A 6,709-nucleotide genomic window follows, 5' to 3' on the forward strand; every position below is an offset into this window, starting at 1 on the left:
GCGATGATGCTGGGCGCCCTCCGGGGCGACCGGCGCGACGTCATCCGTCGCATCATCGGCGTCGTCGTCCTGATCGCCGCGACCGTCATCGCCGCGCGCAGCGCGTCGGGAATGGCGGATGCCGACACCCTCACCGTCGCCGTCGTCACGGTGCTGGCGGGTTCCGCGGTGACCCTCGGCTTCGCGGTCGGACCGCCTGTCACGGCATCCGTCGACCCTCTCGATCCCCGGCGTTTCGCCGTCGTCGGCCCCGAGCCGCGTCCGCTGGCCGGAGCCCTTCTGCTCGCGGGGTTCATCAGCGTGCCCGTGCTGGTCGTGCTCGTGCTGGGCATCAGCCTCGCGATCTCGTGGGGCGCGCACGGCGCCAACGCCCTCGCGAGCATCGTCTCGGTCGTGCTCGGGCTCGCCACCTGCGTGCTGTTCGCGCGTGTCAGCATGGCCCTCGGCGCGCTCGTGCAGCGTCCGCGCCAGTCGCGCGAGCTGATGGGCGTGTACCTGGTCGCGATCCTCGTCGTCGTCGTGCCGGTCGGGGTCTTCCTCGGCTCTCTCGAATGGCGCGGAGCCGTCCCGTCGCAGCTGGCCTCGGCCGCCGAGATCCTCGCCTGGACGCCCATCGGCGCCGCGTGGGGCATCGCGCTCGCGCCCTCCGCCGGAGCCGCGGTCGGCAGCCTCGTCGTCGCCGTGCTCACCGTTGCGCTTCTCACGCTCGCCTGGTTCGCCCTCGTCGACGTCTTGCTCACCACCACGCGGCGACCGGTCGCCGTGCGCGAGCGCGGGGGTCTGGGCTGGTTCGCCCTGCTTCCCGGAACCCCCGGAGGAGCCGTCGCCGCCCGCAGCCTCTCGTATTGGCTGCGCGATCGCCGCTATCTCGTCAACCTCATCATCGTGCCCATCGCCGCCGTCGTGTCGATGGTGCCGCTGCTTGTCGCGGGCGTGCCGTTCGAGCTCGCCGTGCTGCTGCCCGTGCCGATCATGGCGCTGTTCTTCGGATGGCTCCCGCACAACGACCTCGCCTACGACTCCACCGCCCTATGGATGCACATCGCCAGCGGCATGCGCGGAGCACCCGACCGCATCGGGCGTCTCGTACCGGTGCTGTTGATCAGCATCCCGGTGCTGGCCGTCACGCTGCCGCTCGCGATCGTCGCGCACGGCCGTTGGGCGGTGTTCCCGGCGATGGTCGGTGTGTGCGCAGCGCTCTTCCTCGCGGGCCTCGGCCTCTCGAGCATCTCGTCGGTGCTTGCGCCCTACGCGGTGTCGCGGCCAGGCGACAGCCCGTTCCAGCAGCCCCAGCGCACCGGCTCCGGGGGAGTCATGGCGCAGGGTCTGGTCATGGCCGGAGCGATCGTCACCGCGGCTCCCGCGGGGTGGCTCACGTGGCAGGCGATCGAGGGTAAGACCATCGACTCGATGTTCGCGCTGTGGATCGGCGTCGGGGCCGGCGCCTTCGTGCTCATCGTCGGCGTCGCCATCGGAGCGCTGCTGTTCGAGCGCCGCGGAACCCGGCTCATGGAGTTCGCCGAAGCGACCTGAGCGGGAAGCCGACAGAGCCGTCGGCGCTCTCCGCGGCTACACTGGCTGACCATGAGCACGCCTCTCGACAAGCCGGACAACGGGGGTCTCGCTACCCTCGATCGTGAGCTCGAGGAGCTCATCCGCGAAGAAAATATCGAGCCCGGCGATCATGAGCGCTTCTCGCATTACGTGAAGAAGGACAAGATCCTCGAGTCGGCTCTGTCCGGCAAGCCGGTGCGCGCCCTCTGCGGCAAGAAGTGGACCCCGGGCCGCGACCCCGAGAAGTTCCCCGTCTGCCCCCAGTGCAAAGAGATCTACGAGTCCCTCATCAACTGAGGCCCTCCCGCCTTCGCGTGAGGGGTCGGTTTCTGTCGCCTAGCCGCGCGCCAGGCGACAGTGTTTGACCCCTCACGCGCGTTACGGGCCACCTGCGCCACCCACCAGCGTGCCCAGACTCCTCGCGTGCCGCCCATTGCAGGTCAGGAGCCTCCCGAGCGACCATCCGCGGCAACTGACGCCGCCGGCGCTCGCGAGCTTTGCCGCATTTCGTCGCGCCGCCGTTCCGCAGCGATCTTCTGCGGCAACTGACGCCGCTGGCCCTCGCGTGGTTTGCCGCATTTTGTCGGGCCGCGGTTCCGCAGCGACCAGTTGCGGCAACTGACGCCGCTGGCCCTCGCGTGGTTTGCCGCATTTTGTCGTGCCGCGGTTCCGCGGCGGCCAGTTGCGGCAACTGACGCCGCTGGCCCTCGCGTGATTTGCCAAATTTTGTCGCGCCGCGGTTCCGCAGCGACCATTTCCGGCAACTGACGCAGCCGGCGCTCGCGTGATTTGCCGCACATTGTCGCGCCGCGGTTCCGCAGCGACCATCTGCGGCAACTAACGCAGACCCTCGCGTGATTTGCCGCATTTCGTCGCGTGGCGATCCTCAACCGACCGTTTGCGGCAACTGACGTCGCGGGCCCGCGCGTGGTTTGCCGCTCTTTGTCGCGCGGCAGCTCCACAACCGACCATCCGCGGCAGCTCGAGCAGTCGCGAGAGGCGGCCCGACACGCGTCACTCCGCGTCGCGGTACTCCGTCGGCAGCGCCGGGTCGGCCTTGCTGAGCGCGAGCGCGCGGATCGGCAGTTCTTCACGCACACGGGAGTGATGGGCCCGCGCGGCCTGCACACCTTCGCGGCCGACGTACGCGGCATCCGCCTCGCCGTCGTGCATGAGGGTCGCCTGAAGGGCGCGGGCGTCGGGGTGCTCCGACGCGGTCGACAGCTCTTCGAAGCCGTCGCTGACGATGATCAGCTCCGAGGTCGCGGTTCCGCCGTCGAGCGTACGGAACGCGGCCTTGCGCCCGCCGTGCGAGGCCTTCTCGGCCGAGGCCTTGGCGACGCCGACCCACGAGCCGTCGGCGGATTCGCGGGCGACGAGCTTGAAGACCAGCCCCGCGGTGGGCACACCCGATCCGGTCGCGACCGAGGTTCCGACGCCGTAGGAATCGACGGGGGATGCCGCAAGAGCAGCCAACGCGTACTCGTCGAGGTCGCTGGTCACGGTGATGCGGGTCGAGGTGGCGCCGAGCTCGTCGAGCTGCGCCCGCACCTCGCCGGCGACGATCGGCAGGTCGCCGGAGTCGATGCGCACCGCGCCCAGCTCGGTTCCCGCAACGCGAACGGCCGTGCGCACGCCCTCGGCGATGTCGTAGGTGTCGATCAGCAGGGTTGTGCCGGCGCCGAGCGCGTCGATCTGCGAGCGGAACGCGTCTTCTTCGCTGTCGTGCAGCAGCGTCCACGCGTGCGCCGCGGTGCCCATGGTCGGGACTCCCCAGCGGCGTCCGGCCTCGAGGTTGCTGGTGGACGAGAATCCGGCGATGTAGGCGGCCCGCGCCGCGGCGACCGCGGCCTCTTCGCTCGCGCGGCGCGAGCCCATCTCGGCGAGCGGTCGGTCACCCGCGGCGACGCTCATGCGCGCGGCGGCGGTGGCGACCGCCGAGTCGTAGTTCAGGATGCTGAGCGCCAGCGTCTCGAGCAGCACCGCCTCGGCGAAGGTGCCCTCGACCGTCAGCAGGGGTGAGCCGGGGAAGTAGATCTCACCCTCGCGGTATCCCGTGACCGACCCCGTGAAGCGGTAATCGGCGAGGAAGTCGATGGTCGTGGCATCCACCACCCGCTCGTCGCGGAGGAACCGCAGCTCCTCGTCGCCGAACCGGAAGTCGCGGATTGCCTCGAGCAGCCGCCCCGTGCCCGCAACGACGCCGAATCGGCGCCCACCCGACAGGCGGCGCCCGAACACCTCGAACACGCAGCGGCGCGAGGCCGTGCCGTCGCGGAGCGCCGCGTCGAGCATTGTGAGTTCGTAGCGGTCGGTGTGCAGGGCGGTGCTGCGGCTCATCCGGTCAGCCTATTGCTGCCCGTCGTCGGACGTCGGGTCAACCGCGGCCCCTTGACGGGCCGATACCCGGCGACACAACGCAGGAGATTCAGCGGAAGGGACCGGACGATCCGCGGTGGTGGGCTGGCGCCACGCGGGATTTCCTGCGTTGTGTTCGCGGCGGGGCTGCCGGGGCGCGCCGTTGCCACACCCCTCACCCACCGCCCGCCCCACCCCCGCCCGATAGACTGGGTCCCTATGAACGACGCGCCGATCGGGATCTTCGACTCAGGAGTCGGCGGCCTCACCGTCGCCCGCGCGGTCTCGCAGCAGCTGCCGCGCGAGTCGATCCTCTACATTGGCGACACTGCCCGTTCGCCCTACGGCCCGAAGCCCATCGCCGACGTGCGCAAATACTCGCTCGAGGTGCTCGACACCCTGGTCGAGCAGGGCGTGAAGATGCTCGTGATCGCCTGCAACACGGCATCGGCCGCCATGCTCCGCGATGCCCGCGAGCGCTACGACATCCCAGTCGTCGAGGTGATCGGACCCGCCGTCCGCACCGCGATGTCGACGACCCGCAACGGCCGTATCGGCGTGATCGGCACGGTCGGCACCATCGGATCCCGCGCCTACCAAGACATGCTCGAGGTCAACGAGCGCCTCACGGTCTTCGCCGAGGCGTGCCCGCGGTTCGTCGAGTTCGTCGAGGCCGGGGTCACCGACTCACCCGAGGTGCTCGCCACCGCCCAGCACTACCTCGCTCCGCTCCGCCACGCCGGCGTCGACACGCTCGTGCTCGGGTGCACGCACTATCCGTTCCTCGAGGGCGCCATCAGCTACGTGATGGGTCCCGACGTGAGCCTCGTCTCAAGCGACAGCGAGACCGCCAAAGACGTGTTCCGCCAGCTCGTGTCGCGTGATCTTCTCGCGAGTCCGGATGCCGTGCCCACCGCCCGCTACGAAGCCACGGGCTCATCGGCCGACGACTTCGTGCGCCTGGCCCATCGCTTGATGGGGCGTGAGGTGCGCGAGGTGCAGCTCGTGCAGACCGGCGCCATCGACCTGCCGCGCTGAGCCGCGGCATCCGCTACCCGTTCCTTCAGGAGGACCCCATGACCCGCAGAGACGGCCGGACCAACGACCAGCTGCGCCCTGTGACGATCGAGCGGGGCTGGTCGGCGCACGCCGAGGGTTCGGCTCTCGTCACCTTCGGCGGCACCAAGGTGCTGTGCACCGCCTCGTTCACGAACGGCGTGCCGCGCTGGCTGACCGGAAAGGGCAAGGGCTGGGTCACCGCCGAGTACGCGATGCTTCCGCGCGCAACGAACAGCCGCAACGACCGCGAGTCGATCAAGGGCAAGGTCGGTGGCCGCACGCACGAGATCTCGCGCCTGATCGGCCGCGCGCTGCGCGCCGTCGTCGACACCAAGGCGCTGGGTGAGAACACGATCGTCATCGACTGCGACGTGCTGCAGGCCGACGGGGGCACGCGAACCGCGGCGATCACGGGTGCGTATGTCGCCTTGGCGGATGCCATCGCCTGGGGCCGCGAGAAGAAGTTCATCGGTCAGCGCGCCGAGGTGCTTCGTGACTCGGTCGCCGCGGTGTCGGTGGGCATCATCGACGGAGAGCCCATGCTCGACCTCGCTTACGTCGAGGACGTGCGCGCTGAGACCGACATGAACGTCGTCGTCACCGGCCGTGGTCTGTTCGTCGAGGTGCAGGGCACGGCCGAGGGCGCGCCCTTCGACAAGCGCGAGCTCGACCAGTTGCTCGAGCTGGGTGTGAACGGCTGCGCCGAGCTGCGCGGTATCCAGACATCGGTGCTCGAGGGCTGAGACGTGGCGCGCATCGTTCTGGCGACGCACAATCCGCACAAGGTCGAAGAGTTCCAGGCGATCGTCGCCGAGGTGCGCCCCGACCTCGAGGTGATCGCGTACGACGGGCCGGAGCCGGTCGAAGACGGCGTGACGTTCGCCGCGAACGCGCTGATCAAGGCGCGCGCGGCGGCCGCGCACACGGGTTTGCCGGCGCTGGCCGATGACTCGGGCGTGGCGGTGGACGTGCTGGGCGGCTCGCCCGGGGTCTTCTCGGCGTACTGGGCCGGACACAAGAAGGATGCGACCGCCAATCTCGAGCTGCTGCTCGACCAGCTGTCGGACGTCGCTGACCCCCACCGCACGGCCCAGTTCGTGTCGGTGATCGCGCTCGTGCGTCCGGACGGCCAGGAGCAGACGGTCGAGGGCCGGTGGCCGGGGCGTCTGGCGACGGCACCGGCCGGGCCGGGTGGTTTCGGTTATGACCCGATCTTCATTCCCGACGGCCAGCCCGCCGACGCGGAGCGGACCGTGGGGGAGTGGACGGCCGCGGAGAAGAATGCGGAGTCGCACCGCGCGCGGGCGTTTCGGGAGTTGGCGCCGCTGCTCGAGACGCTCTGACGCCAAAACGACCTTACGAAGCGTCTCCTTCATGGTGTTCTGTGCGTTGCCATTCGAGACTGTCGCGCTTCGAGCTGCACGAGCCCGTCGGCCTCAGACGGGCTCGTGCACCGACAATTTGCACGGAGGGGCTTCAGGGTAACCAGATTGACCTTCGCTTGAGGCGCAGCATGTAGGCAACCGTCTTGAATCGCGCTGTCGGTGCTGACCCTTGCGATCTTCCGCTCTCCGCGCTCGTCAGCATTTGGCTCGCATCTTGAGCGGCACTAAGGTGTCGCCGTTTGCGCCCGGGACGTTCTGGCCGAAGCTGTCGACGTTGGAGACGATGAGGTTGCCGTTGCGGCCGTCGAGGAGGCGCCCGTCGGGGGCGAGGAAGACGGCGCCCCAGGCGAGTG

At 69.6% G+C, this 6,709-nt stretch carries 6 protein-coding genes; 5 read left to right on the forward strand and 1 reads right to left on the reverse strand.

Annotation, left to right across the window (positions count from 1 at the left end; translation table 11 throughout):
* Nucleotides 1–6 precede the first annotated feature (6 nt).
* On the forward strand, nt 7–1,533 hold the full coding sequence (locus tag M3667_RS16395; protein ID WP_251509584.1) for a hypothetical protein: 1,527 nt from the start codon (nt 7–9) through the stop codon (nt 1,531–1,533).
* A 51-nt stretch (nt 1,534–1,584) separates the two neighbouring features.
* The gene (locus M3667_RS16400) at nt 1,585–1,851 is read left to right on the forward strand and encodes a DUF3039 domain-containing protein (protein WP_251509585.1); all 267 of its coding nucleotides are present in this window, start codon (nt 1,585–1,587) and stop codon (nt 1,849–1,851) included.
* Between the two features lie 717 nt (nt 1,852–2,568).
* On the opposite strand, the gene M3667_RS16405 is transcribed toward M3667_RS16400, so the two are convergent.
* A complete protein-coding gene (locus tag M3667_RS16405) occupies nt 2,569–3,894 on the reverse strand; it encodes a nicotinate phosphoribosyltransferase (RefSeq protein WP_251509586.1) in 1,326 nt (441 codons plus the stop codon).
* Between the two features lie 237 nt (nt 3,895–4,131).
* On the opposite strand from M3667_RS16405, the gene murI reads away from it, so the two are divergent.
* The 3 genes from murI to rdgB are packed head-to-tail and all read left to right on the forward strand — an operon-like array spanning nt 4,132 to nt 6,314.
* Nucleotides 4,132–4,950: a glutamate racemase gene (gene murI / locus M3667_RS16410; protein ID WP_251509587.1), complete on the forward strand. Its 819-nt coding sequence runs from the start codon at nt 4,132–4,134 to the stop codon at nt 4,948–4,950.
* 38 nt (nt 4,951–4,988) lie between these two features.
* Complete coding sequence (gene rph, locus M3667_RS16415; protein WP_251509588.1) at nt 4,989–5,714, forward strand: ribonuclease PH; 726 nt, start codon at nt 4,989–4,991, stop codon at nt 5,712–5,714.
* 3 nt (nt 5,715–5,717) lie between these two features.
* Nucleotides 5,718–6,314, forward strand: coding sequence for an RdgB/HAM1 family non-canonical purine NTP pyrophosphatase (gene rdgB, locus M3667_RS16420; RefSeq protein WP_251509589.1), 597 nt, complete (start codon nt 5,718–5,720; stop codon nt 6,312–6,314).
* Nucleotides 6,315–6,709: the final 395 nt, after the last annotated feature.

Source organism: Microbacterium sp. P26 (genome assembly GCF_023712585.1).
Taxonomy (GTDB): domain Bacteria; phylum Actinomycetota; class Actinomycetes; order Actinomycetales; family Microbacteriaceae; genus Microbacterium; species Microbacterium algihabitans_A.

Coding starts and splice junctions, on each gene's coding strand:
- M3667_RS16395 (WP_251509584.1), top strand. CDS start 7: ATGCTGGGCGCCCTCCGGGGCGACCGGCGCGACGTCATCCGTCGCATC.
- M3667_RS16400 (WP_251509585.1), top strand. CDS start 1,585: ATGAGCACGCCTCTCGACAAGCCGGACAACGGGGGTCTCGCTACCCTC.
- M3667_RS16405 (WP_251509586.1), bottom strand. CDS start 3,894: ATGAGCCGCAGCACCGCCCTGCACACCGACCGCTACGAACTCACAATG.
- murI (WP_251509587.1), top strand. CDS start 4,132: ATGAACGACGCGCCGATCGGGATCTTCGACTCAGGAGTCGGCGGCCTC.
- rph (WP_251509588.1), top strand. CDS start 4,989: ATGACCCGCAGAGACGGCCGGACCAACGACCAGCTGCGCCCTGTGACG.